This is a genomic window from Mycolicibacterium agri, from assembly GCF_002553505.1.
Taxonomy (GTDB): Bacteria; Actinomycetota; Actinomycetes; order Mycobacteriales; family Mycobacteriaceae; genus Mycobacterium; species Mycobacterium agri.
The window spans coordinates 1-18,038 of sequence record NZ_PDCP01000002.1; the positions used below are offsets into that span (position 1 = coordinate 1).

The window sequence follows — 18,038 nt, forward strand, 5'->3', positions numbered from 1 at the left end:
GAGCTCGATATCTACTTCTGCGATCCGCACTCGCCATGGCAACGCGGCAGTAACGAGAACACCAACGGGCTGCTGCGCCAATACTTTGCTAAAGGCACCGACCTATCAGTGTTCCCGGCCGACTACCTCGACTACGTTGCCGCCCAACTCAACACCCGACCCCGCAAAACCCTCGGCTGGAAGAAACCCGCTGAAGTCCTCGACGAGCTACTCTCAAACCCGCCAAAACCACCCGCTGTTGCATCCACTGCCTGAAATCGCCTGGGACTTTGCGGGCACTAGCGTCTGTTCGCGGTCAAGCAGGTACCGCCCGCAGCGCGGCGGGCAGGCTGGGCAGGAAGTGCTTGGTGGCGAAGGCGCGGATTTCGTCGGGGGTCTCCAGCGGCTGTGGGCCGGGCAGCAGCAGCGCCATCGCCGCATAGCGCAGGATCGTGTCGGCCAGCTCGTAGACGGCCACCTCGCCGATCTTCTCGGCGAATCCCTCGGGGAAGATCACCCGCAACGCGTCGGCCATCCGCTCGATCGCCGCGCCGTAGTGACGCTGCGCGAGCTCGAGCACCAGGGCGGGTTCGTCGGTCATCATCCGGTTGAGCACGCGGTGCCTGCGGAACCGCAGAATCGACAGCGTGAAGGCCTCGACGTAGTAATTCGATTGCGGGCCAGCCTGTTTCAGCTCGGCAGCGATGTCGGCGAACAGCGCGACGTTCTCGCGTTCAATCACAGCGGCGACCAGGTCGTCCTTGTTCGCGAACCGCCGGTAGATCGTCGTGCGGCTGACGCCGGCGCGGCGGGCGACGTCTTCGAGCGCGACCCGGCGCAGGCCGTGGCGTTCGAACTCGACGACGGCGGCGTCGAGGATGGCTTCGGTGCTGGGATCAGGCCCGGGCATAGCCGGCTCGGGCGTACTTGTTGTAGCGCACCCGCATCGGCAGATGGTCCCACAGCCAGTTGACGGGGCGCGACCGCCACAGCGCCGCGAACCGCTGATAGCGCCGCTCCTGGCGGTCGGTCCACGGCAGGCCGAGCAGTTCGCGGGTGCGTGGCGGCATCCCGCCGGTGGTGAGAAATGCTGCCACCGGGTTGAACACCTTCGAGACGACCCGCCACAGCGCGGGCGGCACCCCCTTCGGGCACGGATAGCCCTTGGTGACATAGCCGACGCCGTACTTCGCGGTGGGGTGGGCGATGACGATCTCGTCGATCATCCGCTCCCAGTAGCGTTCGAACTCGGCGTAATCGGCCGGCATCACGCGGTCGCTGACCCCGTAGCGGCGGTACCACGTCTTCGATTCGAGGTAGATCTGCTCCTTCTCCGCGCCGGTGAGCCGCTTGACGAACGTGTCGGCGAAGTACAGCACCTGGTCGACGAACGTGGCGTGCGCCCAGAAGTAGGTCTCCGGCTCGAGCGCGTGATAGCGGGCGCCGTCCGGCATGGTGCCCTTGATCTGGGTGTGGAAGTCGCGGACCTGCTGGCCGGGGTGGTCGTCGTCGCTGCCGTACACCGTCATGAAGATCGGCGGCAGTGACCGCTTCACCCGCGCCCTGGTGTCGGAGAAGAACACCGAATGGTCCAGCACGCCCTGGCCCAATTCGGCGAGCATGTTCTGCAGTACGGCGGGCCGCGGCCCGATCAGGTACATCCGGTTGTCGCCGAAATACCGCCAGACCAGCGACTGCGGCCCGAGCGGCAGGGCGTCCGGCCGCTGCGCGGTGTCCTGCTGGGGGGTCTCGGCCACATCCGTCATGTGAAACAGTGTTACAAATTCTGAACTTTGTACCAACCCGGTGTGAGCGGCCTCACGGTACCAAGCGCAAGCTAAAGCGGCAGGTGCTCAGCGCCGACGCAGCCGCGCGACGCCGTCGATGGCCAGCACGCCCGCCACGGTCGCCAGCAACAACATCAGCACCAACAACGGCGGGTAGTAGGCCACCGACGTCGTCTGCGGTTCGCCTTCGAGTACCGGGGCCACCGTGACCACCGACTGCGCGGCGAACCACGACCACACCGCACCCGCGGCGGCGACGACGGCCAGCACCAGCTCGACGGCGACGCGGCGGCGCTGGCTCACTGCGTGCGCTCCGGCGGTATGCGCTCGTCGACCAGATGCACCAGCGCCTGGCGCAGCTGCTGATGCTTGCGGGCCCAGGCCTGTGCGGTGCGGTCGTTGGTCAGCTTGAGACCGATTCCGGTACGGCCCTTGGGCACACCGGTCAGCTCGCCCAGCGCGCGGGCCGACTGCCACTTCGGCGCCTCGGAACCCGTCGGCTCCGGGTAGACGCGGACGATGTCGTCGATGCTGATCCGCTCGGTGCCCTCGCGCAGCGTCGTCGGGGTCAGCTCCACCGACGTGTGAATGCGGGCCGCCTTCACCTGCAGCGCGACGAAGCTGCTCACCAGGACGAAGAAGATCGTCGGGATCAGCAGCTGGATCCCGTAGCCGGCCGACATCTGGATCAGCAACATTGAGATCGCCGACGCCGGACCCGTCAGCACCCACAGCCAACTGGCGCCCTGCTCATAGAACAGAACATCGCCCTGTTCGCTGCTTTGCGTCACAACGTCTCCTGGTAGAAGCCTGCGGCCGCGGGCCGGGTGATCAACGCGACGGCCGCGATCAACGGGATCACCGCGATCAGCGTCAGGATATGCACCACGCCGGCCACCGCCACGAGGGCCACCACAACGATGGTGGCCAGCGACAGCGCCAGCGCGGCGCGGCGGAATCGGCCATCACCCGTTCGGCTGCGACCGGCCAGGAGGGCGAGCCCAGCGCCCGCCAATGCGAAAAGCACGCCCACCCCGCGGAAAACGGCAGGCAGGTTCACCGAGGCCGTGATCAACCCGCCGACGATCAACAGCACGGCCGCCACCACCCAGCACCAGAACGCGGCGTCGACGACGCGCGGCCGGGGCGAGGGTGCAGACATGGTCGGTGAGCCTAACGAACGAAGAACGCGTGGGCGTCCTTGCGGTGCAGCAGGAACACTCCCCCGGCGATCAGCACGGAACCCACGATCGCGCTGACCGCGTAGAGCACCGCGGGCAGGGGCTCGCGGTCGACCGAAAACAGGCTGCTCGCCGTGTACACCACCGACGCGACACCGCCGCCGGTGAGCACCGTGCGGGTCCACCGGTAGCCCTGACGCATCAAGAACAGGAACGTGACGACGACCGCGGCGAAAACGAACACGAAAACGCCCGACAGCACGTCGACGACGACGGGCGGGCGCGGACCGTCGGCGTTGAGGAGATCGACCACGTATCCGGTGACCATGAAGGGAACCGCCACCAGCCAGAGCCAGAAGCCGGTGTCGACGTCGGCCGGGCGTTCCTCGCTTACGTTGTCGCCTTGCCGGCTCGGCTCCCGCGCGCTGTGCTGATCGTCTGCTCGCAAGCTTCCCTCACGCCAGCCAATCGGCGACATCGGCCGCCCAGTACGTCAACACGATGTCTGCGCCCGCGCGGCGAATGCTCGTCAACGCCTCCAGCGCGGCGGCCCGTCCGTCGATCCAGCCGTTCGCGGCGGCCGCGCTGATCATCGCGTACTCCCCCGAAATCTGGTATGCCGCAACGGGCACCGGCGAGACCTCGGCCGCGGCGGCCACCACGTCGAGATAGCTCATCGCGGGCTTCACCATGATGATGTCGGCGCCCTCGGCGATGTCCAACTCGACCTCGTGCAACGCCTCGCGCGCGTTGGCCGGATTCTGTTGGTAGGTGCGACGATCGCCGGTCAGGCTGGACGACACCGCCTCGCGGAACGGGCCGTAGAAGGCCGACGCGAACTTCGCCGCGTACGCCAGGATCACCACGTCGGTGTGCCCGGCCGCGTCCAGCCCGTCGCGGATCGCGGCGACCTGACCGTCCATCATGCCGCTCGGGCCCACCACATGCGCCCCGGAATTCGCCTGCGCTACAGACATTTCCACGTAGCGGGTGTTGGTAGCGTCGTTGTCGACGCGGCCGGATGCGTCCAGCACGCCGCAGTGGCCGTGATCGGTGAACTCGTCCAGGCAGGTGTCGGCCATCAGCACGGTGTCGTCGCCGAGGTCCTTGGACAGATCCCGCAAGGCGACGTTGAGGATGCCGTCCTCGGATGTCCCCGCGGTGCCGACCGCGTCCTTGTCCTCTTCGCGCGGCACACCGAACAGCATCAGGCCGCCGACGCCGGCCTCCACCGCCTGAGCCGCGGCACGGCGCAGCGAGTCCCGGGTGTGCTGCACCACGCCGGGCATGGACGCGATCGGCTTCGGCTCGTCGATGCCGTCGGCGACGAACATCGGCAGCACCAAATGCCGTGGCTCCAACGACGTCTCGGCGACCAGCCGGCGCATCGCTGGAGTTGACCGGAGTCGGCGCGGACGGTGACGCGGGTAGGCCACTGTCGTTTCCTCCTCGGCAGGTCTAGCGGCGGCGGCTCTTCTTACGCGGCGGCGGCAGGGCGCCCTCGGCCCGCAGCCGCGCGGCGTGCTCGGCGAGCGCCTCGACCAGCGGACCGATCGCGGCGACCTCCGGCTGCACATCCACGCGCAGCCCGAATTCCGCTGCGGTTTCTGCAGTTTTCGGGCCGATGCACGCGACGATCGTGCGGGCGTGCGGCTTGCCGGCGATGCCGACGAGGTTGCGCACCGTCGAACTCGACGTGAAGCACACCGCGTCGAAGCCGCCCGTCTTGATCATCTCGCGGGTCTCCGCGGGCGGCGGGGCCGCGCGCACGGTCCGGTACGCGGTGACGTCCTCGATCTCCCAGCCGCGTTCGCGCAGCCCTTCGGCCAGCGTCTCGGTGGCGATGTCGGCGCGCGGCAGCAGCACCCGGTTCACCGGATCGAAAACGTCATCGTAGGGCGGGAATTCGTCGAGCAGGCCCAGCGAGGACTGCTCACCCGACGGCACCAGCTCCGGCTCGATGCCGAATGCGCGCACCCTGTCGGCGGTGGACTGGCCCACGCACGCGATCTTTACACCGGAGAACGCGCGGGCGTCGAGGCCGAACTCCTTGAACTTCTCCCACACCGCGCGCACCGCGTTGGTCGAGGTGAACACCACCCACTGGTAGCGGCCGTCCACCAGGCCCTTGACCGCGCGCTCCATCTGGGCGGGGCTGCGCGGCGGCTCGACCGCGATGGTCGGCACCTCAATCGGCAACGCGCCGTGTGTGATCAACCGCTCGCTCATCTCGCCGGCCTGGTCCTTGGTGCGCGGCACCAGCACGGTCCAGCCGTACAGAGCGCGGCTCTCCCACCAGTTCAACTTCGCCCGGTTGGCGACGGTCTTGCCGATCGTCACGACCAGCGGCCCGGTCAGCGGGCCCGCGGGCTCGTTCGCGCCCACGGCCGCCTTGTCGTTCAGGCCGCCCAGCGTCGTCTCCACCGAGCGCTGCTGGCAGGTCGTGCCGTGCGCGGTGACCACACACGGCGTGGTGTCGGCCAGGCCGTATTCGATCAGCGTGCTCGCCGCGTCGGGCAGGTGCGACGCCGTCGCCTGCAGGATCAGCGGGCCCGGCGCCGCGGCCAGCGCGGCCCAGTCGACATCGCCGCGCACGTCGGCGACGGTGTGCGACGAGCCCAGCGGAAGGCCCGCATACGTGGGCACCGCCGTGGTCGGCGGCAGGCCCGGCACGATCTCGAACGGCAGGTGTGAACGCGTCAGCGCACTGATTTCGGTGATCACCGCGTCCACCGACAGCGGATCGCCCGCCACCAGGCGCACCACGTCGACGCCGGTGCGGGCCTCGTTGGCCAGTATCTTGGCGACCTCGGCGGCGTCGCCGAGCGCAGGCCGGACGTCCGGTCCGCCCGCGATGGTGGCGGCCTCGCCGTTGCCCTCTGCGTCGGCGGGCTCGGGGCCCGACGGCGGCGGCAGCTCGGACCCGGCCAGGGTCAGCACCGCTTCGGGCACGTCGGGGTCGGTGAAGATCAGTGCGGCGTTGGCGAGCACGGTCCGCGCCCGCGTCGTCAGCAGGCCCGGATCGCCGGGCCCAGAGCCGACGTACGTGATGCGGCCGGGCTTCTGCTTACGCCCTCGGGTCGTCATCTGTCTCTCCCAGCTTCTACCAACAGATCGCGCGCCCCCAGCTCGAACAACTCCGCGGCGACCGAGAGACCAAGCTCTCGTGCCCGCCCGGGAGTGCCGATGCCGGACGCACGGATCACGTCGGATCCGTCCAGCGTCGCCACGCAGCCGCGCAGCGACAGCTCTTCGAAGACGTGGCCGTCCTCATCGATCGACTCGACCACCTCGGCGATCGCGCCCACCGGTGCGGAGCAACCCGCCTCCAGTTCGGCGAGCAGGACCCGCTCTGCGGTGACTGCGGCGCGCGTGTCGGCGTCGTCCAACTCCGCCAGCAGCGCGACAAGCTCGGTGTCGCCCGCGCGACACTCCACCGCGAGCGCACCTTGAGCCGGCGCTGGCAACATCTGCACCGGCTCGAGAGTCTCGGTGACTTCGCTCAACCGCCCGATGCGGGCCAGTCCCGCCCTGGCGACGACGATGCCGTCGAGATCACCGTTGCTTACCCTGTTCAACCTGGTATCAAGGTTGCCTCTTAGGGGGCGGATTTCCAAACCGAGACCCAATGCTCTAAGCTGTGCGGCCCGCCGCGGGCTCGACGTGCCGATCACCGAGCCCACCGGCAACTCCCCCAGCACCATGCCGTCGCGGGCCACCAACGCGTCGCGAGGGTCCTCGCGCGGGGGTATCGCCGGGATCTCGAAGCGGGGATCGGGCGCCGTCGGCAAATCTTTGTAGGAGTGCACGGCAAGATCGACCCGGCCGTCGTCGATGGCTTCGCGCAGCGCCGCGGTGAAGACGCCGACCCCGATGTTGGCAATGGGTTCACTGGACCGGTCGCCCTCGGTGCTGACGATCACCAACTCGGCGGCGTGGCCCTTGGCCACCAGGGCGTCTTTGATGACACTCGCTTGCGTTGTCGCCAACAGGCTGCCGCGGGTACCTATCCGGATGAAATCAGCCAAGCGTTACTCGGATTTGTCGAGATCGGTTGTCAGAATGGGGATTTCAGGCCCCGCCACCGCTTCGACGGCCTGCGGGTCCAACTCGAACAGCTCGCGCAGAGCCTCGGCGTAGCTGTCGCCGCCTGGCGAGCTGGCCAATTGCTTGACCCGCACGGTGGGTGCGTGCAGCAGTTTGTCGACGACGCGGCGCACGGTGCGGGCGACCTCGTCGCGCTGGGACGGATCGAGCCCGGGCAGCCTGTTCTCCAGCCGCAGCAACTCGGCTTCGACGACGTCGGCGGCGCGCTGGCGCAGCGCGGTGACGGTGGGCGTGACCTCGGCCATCCGCTGGCCGGCCAGGTAGTTGGCCACTTCGGCGGCGACGATCGCGCGGGCCGCCTCGGTGTCGGATGCGGCGGCGCGCGCCGACGGCTCGCGCTGGATGCGGTCCATGTCGACGACGTACACGTCGGGCAGGCCCGCGACGGCGGGGTCGACGTTGCGCGGCATGCCGAGGTCGCAGATGACCAGCTGTTTGGGCTCCTGCCCGTGGGCCAGGCCGCGGTGCACGTCGGCGAGCGACACCACCGGGCTGATCGCGCCGGTGCAGCTGACGACGACATCGGCGTCGGTCAGCACGGGGGTCAGGTGGTCGAAGGGGAACGCGTCCGCGGTGACGCCGAGGTCGCGGATTTTGTGCGCAAGCCGCTTGGCACGCGGCAGCGTGCGGTTGACGACGTGAACGCGTTCGACGCCGGCACGCACCAGATGCTTGGCCGAAAGAGCGCCCATCGCGCCCGCGCCGATGACCACCGCGCTGCGGCCGGCCAAACCGCCGAGCCTGGTGTCGGCCATGCCGAGCGCCACCGACACCACCGACGCGCCCGCGGCGTCGATTCCGGTTTCGGTGTGCACCCGCTTGCCGACGGCCAGCGCCCGCTGCGCGAGTTCGTGCAGGGTGCGCCCGACCGTCTGGTTCGCCTCGGCGGTGGCGTAGGCCCGCCGCACCTGGCCCAGCACCTGCTGCTCGCCGACGACGGCCGAATCCAGGCCGCTGGCGACGGCGAACAGGTGCTCGACGGCGGCTTCGGCGTATCGGACGTAGGCGTATTTGGTGAGATCGCCCAGCCCCATGCCGGAGTGCTCGCTGAGCACCTGCCCGATCACCGACAGGCCGCCGTGGAAGGCTTCGACGACCGCGTACACCTCGACGCGGTTGCAGGTCGACAGCACCATCGCCTCGGTGACGAGGGAGGATTGCAGGACCTGCTCGACGATTTTGGCTTGATCGGCCTCGTCGGTGCTCAACTGCTCGAGCACGGACACGGGCGCGCTGCGGTGCGAAACCCCGAATAGCAGCACGCTCATGGCCTCATCACCACGTCGACCACGGTAGTCGTTTCCCAGCTGAGCTACCAAATTTGCTCACGCACCGCGAAACGGCATCCCCGCAGGTGGTCACTCGATCTTTCGCTGCTGGAATGCCGTCTCGCGTGCGGTGAAGATCACTGTGCGAGATCGGCGCGCAGCCGGGGCTCGTCGAGCTCCCAGTAGCTGTGCTCGCGGCCGTCGAGCAGCACCACCGGCAGCCGATCACCGTATTCGGCGCGCAGCGAACTGTCCCCGGCGGCGGCCGCAGCGTCGACGTCAGTGGTCGTCAGCTCGAAGCCCAGCTCGCCGGACAGTTCGGCCAGCCGTGCCCCGGTCCTCTCGCACAGTGAGCAACCCTGCCTGGTCAGCAACACCACCTGCGCAGTCACGCAACCAGTATCCGCGCGCGGGTGTCTTAGGGTTGAGATGTGTTCGAGCGCGATGCTGACGAAGCCGCTGTGCAGGCGTTGGCCGGCGACGCCAGCGCGGAAGCCGCCGTCGCGCACCTCGACGAAGAGGCCACTCCGCCGAAGCCGCCGCCGGATCTGACCGCCGCCGCGTTCTTCGACGTCGACAACACGTTGGTGCAGGGCTCCTCGCTGGTGCATTTCGCCCGCGGGTTGGCCGCCCGCAAGTACTTCACCTACGGCGACCTGGCCCGGTTCGCCTACGCGCAGGCCAAGTTTCAGCTGACCGGCCGGGAGAACAGCGACGACGTGGCCGCGGGCAGGCGCAAGGCGCTGGCGTTCATCGAGGGCCGCTCGACGGCCGAACTGATCGCAGTCGGCGAGGAGATCTTCGACGAGATCATCGCCGACAAGATCTGGCCGGGCACCAGGGCGTTGGCGCAGATGCACCTCGACGCGGGCCAGCAGGTGTGGCTGGTCACCGCGACGCCCTACGAGCTGGCCGCCACCATCGCCAGGAAGCTGGGGCTGACCGGCGCGCTGGGCACCGTCGTCGAGTCTGTCGATGGCATCTTCACCGGTCGACTGGTCGGCGACATTTTGCACGGCACCGGCAAGGCGCACGCGGTGCGGTCGCTGGCGATCCGCGAGGGCCTGAACCTGCGCCGCTGCACGGCCTACTCCGACAGCATCAACGACGTCCCGATGCTGTCGATCGTCGGAACGGCGGTGGCGATCAACCCCGACGCCGACCTGCGCGACCTGGCGCGTCAACGCGGCTGGGAGATCCGCGATTTCCGCACCGCGCGCAAGGCCGCGCGCATCGGGGTGCCTTCGGCGCTGGCGCTGGGCGTCGCGGGCGGGGCGTTGGCCGCCCTCGCGTCACGCCGCAGATGACCCGGATGACTGGCAGATAAGCATTGGTAAGGACCTGCCCGAGTCGCTGATAGGCTTCGGCCAGCCATGGCCATCGCTGAAGACATCATCGGGACGCACTACCGGTATCCGGACTATTTCCACGTCGACCGGGAGAAGGTCCGCGAGTTCGCGCGTGCGGTGAAGAACGAGCACCCCGCGCACTTCTACGAGGACGCGGCCAGGGAGTGCGGCTACGAAACGCTGGTGGCGCCGCTGACCTTCCTCGCTGTCGCGGGCCGCAAGGTGCAGCTGGAGATCTTCAAGCAGTTCTCGGTGCCGATCAACATGGAGCGGGTGCTGCACCGCGACCAGAAGATCAAGTTCCATCGCCCGATCCTGGCCGGCGACAAGCTGTGGTTCGACTCCTACCTCGACTCGGTCATCGAGGCACACGGCACCGTGGTCTGCGAGATCCGCGGCGAGGTCACCGACGACAACGGCGAGCCCGTGCTGACGAGCGTCGTCACCGTCATCGGCGAGGCCGAGCACGACGACGAGGCCGACGAGGTCACCGCCGCGATCAAGGAGCGTCGCGACGCGGCGATCGCGAAAATGATTGCAGGGCAAAGTTCTAAACGCTGACTCGAATTCGACCGAGCCGTTTCGTTAATTGACCGGTCGTCAGCCGAGGAACGTATTGCGCCGCTGCGTCAGCAACTGATAAAGGGTCTGCTGAATGGTTTCGCGGACCTGGTCGGTCAACTCGAATGTGACCATCGGATCGTCGGCGGCCGAGTCGTCGTAGCCGGCCGTCTCGATCGCCTCGCCGAACTGGATGTGCCACTTCGACGGCAGCGGCACCAGCCCGACCGGTCCGGCGAGCGGGAACAGCGGCGTGATCGGGAAGTACGGCAGGCCGAACAGCCGGGCCAGCAGCTTCACGTCGGCGATCATCGGGTAGATCTCTTCGGACCCGACGATCGAGCACGGCACGATCGGCGCCTTGGCACGCAGTGCCGCCGCGACGAAGCCCCCGCGACCGAATCGCTGCAGCTTGTAGCGGTCCTTGAAGTGTTTGCCCAGCCCCTTGTAGCCCTCGGGGAACACCGCTGTCAGCTCGCCCGCGGCCAGCAGCCGGTGTGCGTCGGCGGTGCAGGCCATGGTGTGGCCTGCCTTGCGCGCGGCCTGGCCCATCGCCGGCATGGTGAACACCAGGTCGGCGGCCAGCAGCCGCAGATCGCGGTGCGCGGGATGGTGGTCGTGCACGGCGACCGACGCCATCAGCCCGTCGAACGGCAACACCCCGGCGTGGTTGGCCACCACGAGCGCCGCGCCGGTCTCCGGCAGGTTCTCGATGCCGCTGACCTCAACGCGGAACCACGAGTTGAAAAGCACTCGCAGCAAAGGCAGAAAAACCGCTTCGTTGAGGTGCGGGTCGAAGCCGAATTCGTCGACGGTGTAATCGCCCGTCATGCGCTTGCGAATGAACTCAGCAACCGCGGCGATTTTCTTCGCGAGTTCGTTCGGCGCTTCCTCAGCGGCCGTCGCGCCCGACGCTGCGAAACGTCGGTCGTCGATCTCGCGTACGACGGCAGCGATCTGCTCGGCCGAGGCGCGCCCAGCCGGATCGCTCAACAGGGAAGGATGTCTACGGGCGCTGTCCCCTCGAGCGGCGGAGCGCCGCTGGGCGGCTTGCCGGCCCGTATTGGCATGCAGCGGAATCACTTTCGCTTTGGATTCGCCCGCCACGTTGATACCTTCTCCCCACCCGATTTCGAGTCTTGACTAACGTCCGTAACGCTGCGCCGCCGCTACGGCGCGACTCTCCATTGAGCGTACCCACCGCGGGTCAATGATCGGAGTCAAACCACGACCACGTACGTAATCGTCAAAAGCCTCCGCTGTCGTCCACTTTGGGCTATAGCCTAATTCATCACGCATTCGCGTGGTGTCCATGACGCGGCCATAGCTCAGGTAGTCCAACTGCTCGCGATCCCACTCAGTGTAGCGAGTTGCGCGCCACAGCGAATCCACTGCACGCAGGGCAAACCGCGGCACCGGCATCGGAATCCGGCCCGCGCGCCGAATCGCTTGCGACATCATGATGATTCCCGAGGCGCCGATGTTGAAGGTGCCCGCTTTGCCCGCCATCGTCGCGTGCTCCAATGCGCCCAGCGCGTCCTGCTCGTGCAGCAGCTGCAGCCGCGCGTCGTGGCCGATGATCGTCGGCACCACCGGACCGGCCAGGTAACGCGACAGCGCGGTGTCCATCGCCGGGCCGATCATGTTGGCCAGCCGCAGGATCGTCACCGTGATGTCGGGCCGGCGGCGGGCCAGTCCGCGCGCGTAGCCCTCGATGTCGATGCTGTCGCGGGCGAAGCCCTCGCGCGGGGGACGCCTACTGCTGGAGTCCTCGGTGAACAGCACCGGGTCCAGCGCGCTCGACCCGTACACCTCAGACGTCGACTTGACGACGACGTGGCGCACCGACGGCGCCTTTTGGCAGGCCGCGAAAAGCTGGATCGCGCCCATCACATTGAGTTCCTTCAACGTCGCCTTGCCGCCGGAGCGCGGCACGTAGGACGCGGCCGCGGCGTGCACGACCGTGTCGACGTCGTTGTTGCGGATGACCTTCGCGATGAACGGGTTGCGGATGTCGGCGCGAACGAACTCGGCGCGACCCATGCGGCGCAGCAGATCCTTGCTGGGCGCGATCGCGTCGACGGCGATGACGTGTTCGATCGACGAGTTCTGCGCCAGCCGAGCGGTCAGATATCCACCCAGAAAACGGCACGCACCGGTCACCAGCACGACCTTGGGGTGCGCCAGGCACTCCGATGCGCCCTTGTCGTGCCCCTGGCGGCCTCCGGGACGGTCCTTCGAATCCATCCGGTTCAGCCTATCGACGGAGCCGAGACGCTACTTGCCGAGTTTCCTGCGCTGCACCCGGGTGCGACGAAGCAGCTTGCGGTGCTTCTTCTTCGACATGCGCTTACGCCGCTTCTTGATGACTGAACCCATAAACTCCGCTACCTAGATTTCCACGGCGCGCTCCCGCGCCAGTTGGCTCGACCCGCACACTTTACCCGGGCCGAGGTCGCGGAGCGAAAACGGCGCTGCCACGCCTGCGCAGCCCCATCCCTGGGCCCAGCGCGCAACCTTGTACAGTTTTGCGGCTCGCAACCGTACAAGAGTGAGCGCTCGCGGGAGGCCGGGCCGCTGGGCCCGGCTCAATCCTCAGTCCTCAGTCCGTCAGCCCGCGTCGAAATACGACGTTTCCAGCAAGTCGTGCACCGCTTTGGCGTGCACGCGGAACGACCGGCCGACCCGCACCGCAGGCAGTTCGCCGTTGTGCACCAAGCGGTAGACGGTCATCTTGCTGACCCGCATCAAGTTGGCCACTTCGGCGACGGTGAGAAATTGAGCCCGCGGCGGCTGGTCGGGAGCCGCGTCACCTCGTGCATGCTTCCCGCTTGCCGACTCCCGCCCCGATGGCCCGTTCATAGACGTCATCGCAACCCAATCCTTCAGGCACGAGCAGTCCCAGCGGCTTCCCCTCCGCTGGCACCAACAAGTGCATACACGAAGGAGAATAGCGTGGTTATTGGGGTTATTGCGACGGGTGTGGGCTATTCAATCGAAATCCATCGAATTACCCAGATGTAATTCCTAGCTGGGCAGATCGCTGTTTTGCGGCATCCACGGCATCCGCCAGAGCGGCCCGCACCGCGTGCTTTTCGAGTTCCCGCAGACCAGCGGCGGTTGTGCCGCCCGGCGACGTGACCGTGGCGCGCAGCTGCGCCGCAGTGGTGTCGATTGCCGAACCCAGGCCGGTGTCCTCGGCGGCCCGAACGGCGTCGATGCGCTCCAGCAACATCGCCGCCGACCCCGCCATCGTCTGCGCCACCAGATCGGTGGCCACCGACCGCGACAGGCCGGCCGCGACCCCGGCGTCGATGAGTGCCTCGACGACGTAGAAGAAGTACGCGGGCCCCGACCCCGACAGCGCCGTCACCGCGTCCAGCTGTGATTCCGCGACGGTCAGCACCCCACCGACCGCGTCGAAGATCGACGCGACCTCCTTGAGCTGCTCGGCGGTGGCGAACCGGCCAGGCGCCAGCGCGCTCACGCCGCCGCCGACGACCACCGGCGCATTGGGCATCACACGCACCACCGGGGCGCCCGCGGGCAGTTTGGCCTCGAAGTAGTCGGTGGTGACACCGGCGGCCACCGTCACGAAAACCTGTTCGGCGCTGTCACTTTCGGCATGCGCGGCGGCATCGGCGATCTCGTCGATGACGGGGCCGACATCACTGGGTTTGACGGCGACGATGACGAACGAGGCGTTCTCGGCGGCGTCGGCCACCGACGTCACCAACACGGAGTACTTCTCGGACAGGTACTTCGCGCGTTCCTGGTCCTTCTCCGAGACCACCAGGTCCTTGACCTGCCTGCCCGCGCGCAGCAACCCAGCCAGCAGCGCCTCGCCGATGCTGCCGCCGCCGATGATCGCGATCCTAGCCACGGTCAAAGCATTGCAGACGCCGTCTGCCTACTGCGGGGGCACCATCGCGAGTTGGCGACTCTGCACCACGATGTGGCCTTCGCAGTCGACGACGATGTGGTCCTCGTCGAACCAGTCCTGGCCGATCTGCACCGTCGTGCACATGACGCGCAGCCACCCGTCGGCGGGCAGGGTCCGCAGGAACGCCGTCAACTGCACCGTCGGCGCCCACCCGAACCGGTTGACGCCGAAGGTCACCGGCGCCGACACGTCGCCGCACAGCAGCGCGAACAGCGGATCGGGCGCCACGCCCTTGGGCCGGACCCAGTACTCGATGATCGGCGGACCGCCGTCGGTGCGGGGCTGCATCGTGGTCAGCGACGGCCGGATGTCGCAGCCGTGCGCCAGATGCACGATGTCGGCCATCGGATGACCGGGCCCGATCGGCTCCAGTCCGGGCGGCGGCTCCGGCGTCATCAGCGGCACCACCGGGTTGACCGAAAGCAGCGGCGGCACATGGTGTTCGGGCTCGCCCATCGTCACCGCGGCGCGCACAGCCGTGCGGTCGCCCTGCTTGAGTTCGACGTCGATCAAACCGACCCGACGGCCCCGCTTGCGCACCGTGGTCAGCGCATACATCGGACCGGGATCCGGCGCCCACAGGAAGTTCCCAGAAATCGCTATGGGCCAAGCGTTCTCGTCATCGAAGTTCAGGTATTCCAGGCGGGCCGCCTTCGCGCACAGCGCCAGCATCGCCCCGCCGTGCACCTTCGGGCCGATCGTCCAGTGCTCGTTGAGCTCACCGTCGTAGCGGCCGTCGCCGGCCGGGGTGAGCGCCATGGCGTCGGTGAACAGGGTGGAGCCGGGCATACCGTCCTCTGGAGTCCTTGCTCGCTCGGTCACCGCAGCAGGTGCTTGCGGGCGAACTGCAGCGATTCGGTGAGCAGTGCTTCGCGTTCGGCGGCGGTGCGCGCGCCGGAGGTCGTCACTTCCAGGATCACATGACCGGAAAAGTCGCTGGCGGCAAGGGATTCGCAGATCTCCACCGTCGGCTGGGTGCCGCGACCGGGCACCAGGTGCTCGTCGGTCGAGGCGCCGCTGCCGTCGCACAGATGCAGGTGCACCAGCCCGTCGCCCATCCGGCGCGCCATCTCGATCGCATCGGTTCCGGCCGTCGCCGTGTGCGACAGGTCGAGGGTGTAGTGCGCATGCCCGCCGTCGAGCGGGTCATAGGACGGCGCGAACGCCGAGATGCCCGGCCCCGGCTTGCCGCCGCGTTTGCGCATCCGCTCGATCGACGTCTGGCCCGCGCCGAAGAAGCGGTCGGCGCGGAAGGGGAACATGTTCTCCACCGCCACCATCACATCGCTCTTGTCTTCGAGTTCGGCGACCTGCTCGGAGAACCCCTCGGCATAGCGGCGCTGCCACCGAAACGGCGGATGCACCACGACGGTCTGTGCGCCGAGTTGCTCGGCGGCGCGCACGCTGCGTTCCAGTTTCGGGATCGGGTTGGCGCCCCAAACCCGCTGCGAGATGAGCAGACAGGGGGCGTGCACGGACAGCACCGGCACGTCGTAGCGCTTCGACATCTTCTCGATGGCGTCGACGTCCTGGCTGACGGCTTCGGCCCACACCATCAGCTCCACGCCGTCGTAGCCCAGTTTGGCCGCATACTCGAACGCGGCCTCGGTCCTCAACGGGTAGACCGAGGCCGTCGAAAGACCGACCTTGATGGCGGGGCGCACGAGCCGCTTGAGCGCTTATCCCGATTGCAGCAGCGCCAGCGGTCCCAACGTGACCAAGGCGCCCACCGCAACCGCGATCAGGGTGCTGCCGATGTCCTCGGTCTTGCGAACCACGCGTACACCGACCACCAAGCCGAGGATCACCAGAACCGACAGCACCAGTGCGACGATGTTGTTCCACTTCCACAGCTGGTCGAACGCGATGAACAGGCCCGCGCCGAACAGCACCGCGATGATGCACTGCCCGACGACCAGAGCGCCGCGCGCGAACGACGACATCGTCGACTCTTCGACGTACTCCTCGTCCTCCTCGGCCTCTTCTTCGTCGACGTGGGTGTCCGACGCGCCGAATTCGAGGTCGTCGAGGCGCGTGCTGCCGCGCCGAGCCAGATCGTCGGCGACGCTGTCCCCGCCGAACAGCGTTCCGCCCGACGAGCGCAGATACGACGGCAGCTCCTGGTCGTCGTCGGTGTCGGTGTCGGGCTTGGTCGCGGCCATCGCGGGCCTGGTCAGGCCGAGGTCGGCGGCGACGGCGTCGACCGCGTCTTCGTCATCGATGTCGACAGGATCGGGACTCATCTCCTCGGCATCGACGGCGGAGGAGAAACGCCGCTGCCCGAACTGCGGCCGGCGCCGCGGCGGCTCGAAGTACATCGGCTCGGCGTCGCGCTTCTCGAGGTGCTCGGCGTAGTCGGCTTCCTCGTCGGTGACCGCGGGCGCGTCGACGTCGGTCGTCTCGGTCGCGTTCTCCGTGTCCGCGTGGGCGATGTCCTCGTCCACGTGGGTAGTCCCATTGCGCGACGCGCCACAGTCCGCGCCATAGTCATTGCGCTCGTCGTGGTCATCGCGGTCGTCGCGGACCTCTTCGAGCGTGTCGGTGGACGCCTCGGCCGAATCGGTGTGATCTTCGTTACCCGAAACGACGGGGATTTCGCCGGTCAATTCGGCGACGGTGACGGCGTCGGAGTTGCCGCGCCTGCGCCGACGGCGCCCGCCAACCGGCGGCGCTCCGATCGTTCCGTTCCGTGCCAGCAACTCCGCGACCGAGATCGGCCTGGTACTGCTGTAGCCCTCTTCTGAAGATGTCATCGTGTGTTGCCTCTTGGCTTGGCGGGTTATCGGCCTGCGTCCCGTACAGACGTCTCGACCAGCGCGGTTCCGTCGGCCTCGCTATCGAGTCTCCGCAGAATAAGACCCTCTCGCAACGCCCACGGGCAAATGTCGACGGTGTCGATCGACAGAGCTCGCATGCTCGCCTCCGCAACCAACGCTCCGGCGACGATCTGTGGCGCGCGTTCGGCACTCACCCCTTCCAACTCTGCTCGGTCAGCCGCGGTCATCCTAGAGATGAAAGCTATGAGCTGCCTAAGGCCCGCAGCGGTGAGTGTCCGTTTCACCCGCGGTCCCGCGCCCGACGGCGCGGCCCCGGTCAGCCGGGCCAGCGAGCGGAACGTCTTCGAGGTCGCGACCGCGAGATCCGGAGGGCCGGGCTTGAGCATCTCGGCGCTCGCGTCGGCCAGCTCGGTGGCCAACCAGTCGCGCAGCATCGCCACGCGACGGCGGCCGGGCGGGTCGTCGGGCAGCCACTCGCGAGTCAGCCGACCCGCGCCGAGCGGCAGCGACAGCGCCACCTCGGGCTCCTCATCGACCCCGTTGGACATCTCCAGCGAGCCGCCGCCGATGTCGATGTTGATGATGCGGCCCGCGCTCCAGCCGTACCAGCGGCGCACCGCAAGGAAGGTGAGGCGGGATTCGTCGACGCCGCTGAGCACCTGAAGCGCCACCCCGGTCTCGGCCAGCACCCGGGCCAACACGTCTTCGGAGTTCTTCGCGTCGCGCACTGCAGATGTGGCGAACGCCATCAGATCAGCACAGCCCGAACTCGCGGCGATTTTGGCGAACTCGTCGATGGTGCTGATCAGTTTGTCGGCGCCCTTGCGGGTCAACTTGCCCGAAGAATCGATGGCCTCGGCCAGTCGCAGCGCCGCCTTCGTCGAACTCATCGGCGTCGGATGGCCGCCGCGACGCGCGTCCACCACCAACAGGTGGACGGTGTTGCTGCCGACGTCGAGCACACCTAGTCGCACGTAATCAACCTAACGGGTCTTGCCGTGATCATCGCGTGCGCACCGCCCAGAGATGTTTTGCCCTTTCCGTCGGCCGGGGTCCGTCGGCGGGTCGGCGGGTCGGCCGGTCGGC

General features: G+C 67.9%; 23 protein-coding genes. 3 read left to right on the top strand and 20 right to left on the bottom strand.

The window, feature by feature from the left end; translation table 11 throughout:
• Nucleotides 1-255, top strand: a 255-nt coding sequence (locus CQY20_RS01095; RefSeq protein ID WP_109789712.1) for an IS30 family transposase, incomplete at its 5' end; no start/stop codon positions are given.
• A gap of 40 nt (nt 256-295) precedes the next feature.
• Here the strand turns inward: CQY20_RS01095 and CQY20_RS01100 are convergent.
• The 11 genes from CQY20_RS01100 to CQY20_RS01150 form a co-directional block, all read right to left on the bottom strand.
• On the bottom strand, nt 296-889 hold the full coding sequence (locus CQY20_RS01100; RefSeq protein ID WP_097937813.1) for a TetR/AcrR family transcriptional regulator: 594 nt from the start codon (nt 887-889) through the stop codon (nt 296-298).
• The gene (locus tag CQY20_RS01105) at nt 876-1,745 is read right to left on the bottom strand and encodes an oxygenase MpaB family protein (RefSeq protein ID WP_097937814.1); all 870 of its coding nucleotides are present in this window, start codon (nt 1,743-1,745) and stop codon (nt 876-878) included. Before CQY20_RS01105 ends, CQY20_RS01100 begins: the two co-directional genes overlap by 14 nt.
• Nucleotides 1,746-1,832: 87 nt before the next feature.
• Nucleotides 1,833-2,069 carry a hypothetical protein gene (locus CQY20_RS01110; protein ID WP_097937815.1) on the bottom strand — a complete coding sequence of 79 codons (237 nt, stop codon included), beginning with the start codon at nt 2,067-2,069 and terminating at the stop codon, nt 1,833-1,835.
• Nucleotides 2,066-2,557, bottom strand: coding sequence for a transport-regulating membrane protein Mce1N (locus CQY20_RS01115; protein WP_097937816.1), 492 nt, complete (start codon nt 2,555-2,557; stop codon nt 2,066-2,068). Before CQY20_RS01115 ends, CQY20_RS01110 begins: the two co-directional genes overlap by 4 nt.
• Nucleotides 2,554-2,928 carry a hypothetical protein gene (locus CQY20_RS01120; protein ID WP_097937817.1) on the bottom strand — a complete coding sequence of 125 codons (375 nt, stop codon included), beginning with the start codon at nt 2,926-2,928 and terminating at the stop codon, nt 2,554-2,556. Before CQY20_RS01120 ends, CQY20_RS01115 begins: the two co-directional genes overlap by 4 nt.
• Nucleotides 2,929-2,939: 11 nt before the next feature.
• Nucleotides 2,940-3,293 carry a hypothetical protein gene (locus tag CQY20_RS01125; RefSeq protein WP_371871106.1) on the bottom strand — a complete coding sequence of 118 codons (354 nt, stop codon included), beginning with the start codon at nt 3,291-3,293 and terminating at the stop codon, nt 2,940-2,942.
• Nucleotides 3,294-3,402: 109 nt separating this feature from the next.
• Complete coding sequence (hemB, locus tag CQY20_RS01130) at nt 3,403-4,383, bottom strand: porphobilinogen synthase (protein ID WP_097937818.1); 981 nt, start codon at nt 4,381-4,383, stop codon at nt 3,403-3,405.
• 22 nt (nt 4,384-4,405) lie between these two features.
• The gene (locus tag CQY20_RS01135; RefSeq protein ID WP_097937819.1) at nt 4,406-6,034 is read right to left on the bottom strand and encodes a bifunctional uroporphyrinogen-III C-methyltransferase/uroporphyrinogen-III synthase; all 1,629 of its coding nucleotides are present in this window, start codon (nt 6,032-6,034) and stop codon (nt 4,406-4,408) included.
• The gene (hemC, locus tag CQY20_RS01140) at nt 6,031-6,975 is read right to left on the bottom strand and encodes a hydroxymethylbilane synthase (protein ID WP_097937820.1); all 945 of its coding nucleotides are present in this window, start codon (nt 6,973-6,975) and stop codon (nt 6,031-6,033) included. The genes CQY20_RS01135 and hemC overlap by 4 nt, the downstream gene beginning before the upstream one ends.
• A 3-nt stretch (nt 6,976-6,978) precedes the next feature.
• Entirely contained in the window at nt 6,979-8,322 is a 1,344-nt protein-coding gene (locus CQY20_RS01145; protein WP_097937821.1) for a glutamyl-tRNA reductase, read from the bottom strand.
• A 137-nt stretch (nt 8,323-8,459) separates the two neighbouring features.
• On the bottom strand, nt 8,460-8,714 hold the full coding sequence (locus tag CQY20_RS01150) for a glutaredoxin family protein (protein ID WP_097937822.1): 255 nt from the start codon (nt 8,712-8,714) through the stop codon (nt 8,460-8,462).
• A gap of 39 nt (nt 8,715-8,753) precedes the next feature.
• On the opposite strand from CQY20_RS01150, the gene CQY20_RS01155 reads away from it, so the two are divergent.
• Together CQY20_RS01155 and CQY20_RS01160 are read left to right on the top strand one after the other, a co-directional pair.
• Nucleotides 8,754-9,629, top strand: coding sequence for an HAD family hydrolase (locus CQY20_RS01155; protein WP_097937823.1), 876 nt, complete (start codon nt 8,754-8,756; stop codon nt 9,627-9,629).
• A 66-nt stretch (nt 9,630-9,695) separates the two neighbouring features.
• On the top strand, nt 9,696-10,232 hold the full coding sequence (locus tag CQY20_RS01160) for an FAS1-like dehydratase domain-containing protein (RefSeq protein ID WP_097937824.1): 537 nt from the start codon (nt 9,696-9,698) through the stop codon (nt 10,230-10,232).
• Nucleotides 10,233-10,271: 39 nt separating this feature from the next.
• Here the strand turns inward: CQY20_RS01160 and CQY20_RS01165 are convergent, their stop codons facing one another.
• From CQY20_RS01165 to CQY20_RS01205, 9 genes are all read right to left on the bottom strand, one after another.
• Entirely contained in the window at nt 10,272-11,339 is a 1,068-nt protein-coding gene (locus CQY20_RS01165) for a lysophospholipid acyltransferase family protein (RefSeq protein WP_097937825.1), read from the bottom strand.
• A gap of 36 nt (nt 11,340-11,375) precedes the next feature.
• Nucleotides 11,376-12,479, bottom strand: a complete 1,104-nt coding sequence (locus CQY20_RS01170) for an SDR family oxidoreductase (RefSeq protein WP_163700913.1) — start codon at nt 12,477-12,479, stop codon at nt 11,376-11,378.
• A gap of 30 nt (nt 12,480-12,509) precedes the next feature.
• The gene (locus CQY20_RS01175) at nt 12,510-12,611 is read right to left on the bottom strand and encodes a 30S ribosomal protein bS22 (RefSeq protein WP_003402602.1); all 102 of its coding nucleotides are present in this window, start codon (nt 12,609-12,611) and stop codon (nt 12,510-12,512) included.
• Between the two features lie 231 nt (nt 12,612-12,842).
• On the bottom strand, nt 12,843-13,103 hold the full coding sequence (locus CQY20_RS01180) for a helix-turn-helix domain-containing protein (RefSeq protein ID WP_097937826.1): 261 nt from the start codon (nt 13,101-13,103) through the stop codon (nt 12,843-12,845).
• 139 nt (nt 13,104-13,242) lie between these two features.
• A complete protein-coding gene (gene proC / locus CQY20_RS01185; protein WP_097937827.1) occupies nt 13,243-14,115 on the bottom strand; it encodes a pyrroline-5-carboxylate reductase in 873 nt (290 codons plus the stop codon).
• 27 nt (nt 14,116-14,142) lie between these two features.
• On the bottom strand, nt 14,143-14,964 hold the full coding sequence (locus CQY20_RS01190; RefSeq protein WP_097937828.1) for a thioesterase family protein: 822 nt from the start codon (nt 14,962-14,964) through the stop codon (nt 14,143-14,145).
• 29 nt (nt 14,965-14,993) lie between these two features.
• The gene (locus CQY20_RS01195; RefSeq protein ID WP_097937829.1) at nt 14,994-15,839 is read right to left on the bottom strand and encodes a sugar phosphate isomerase/epimerase family protein; all 846 of its coding nucleotides are present in this window, start codon (nt 15,837-15,839) and stop codon (nt 14,994-14,996) included.
• A gap of 15 nt (nt 15,840-15,854) precedes the next feature.
• Nucleotides 15,855-16,928 (bottom strand): Rv0497 family membrane protein, encoded by a 1,074-nt coding sequence (locus CQY20_RS01200; RefSeq protein WP_097937830.1) that lies wholly within the window; start codon nt 16,926-16,928, stop codon nt 15,855-15,857.
• 26 nt (nt 16,929-16,954) lie between these two features.
• Nucleotides 16,955-17,926, bottom strand: a complete 972-nt coding sequence (locus tag CQY20_RS01205; RefSeq protein ID WP_163700915.1) for a Ppx/GppA family phosphatase — start codon at nt 17,924-17,926, stop codon at nt 16,955-16,957.
• Between the last annotated feature and the right edge of the window lie 112 nt (nt 17,927-18,038).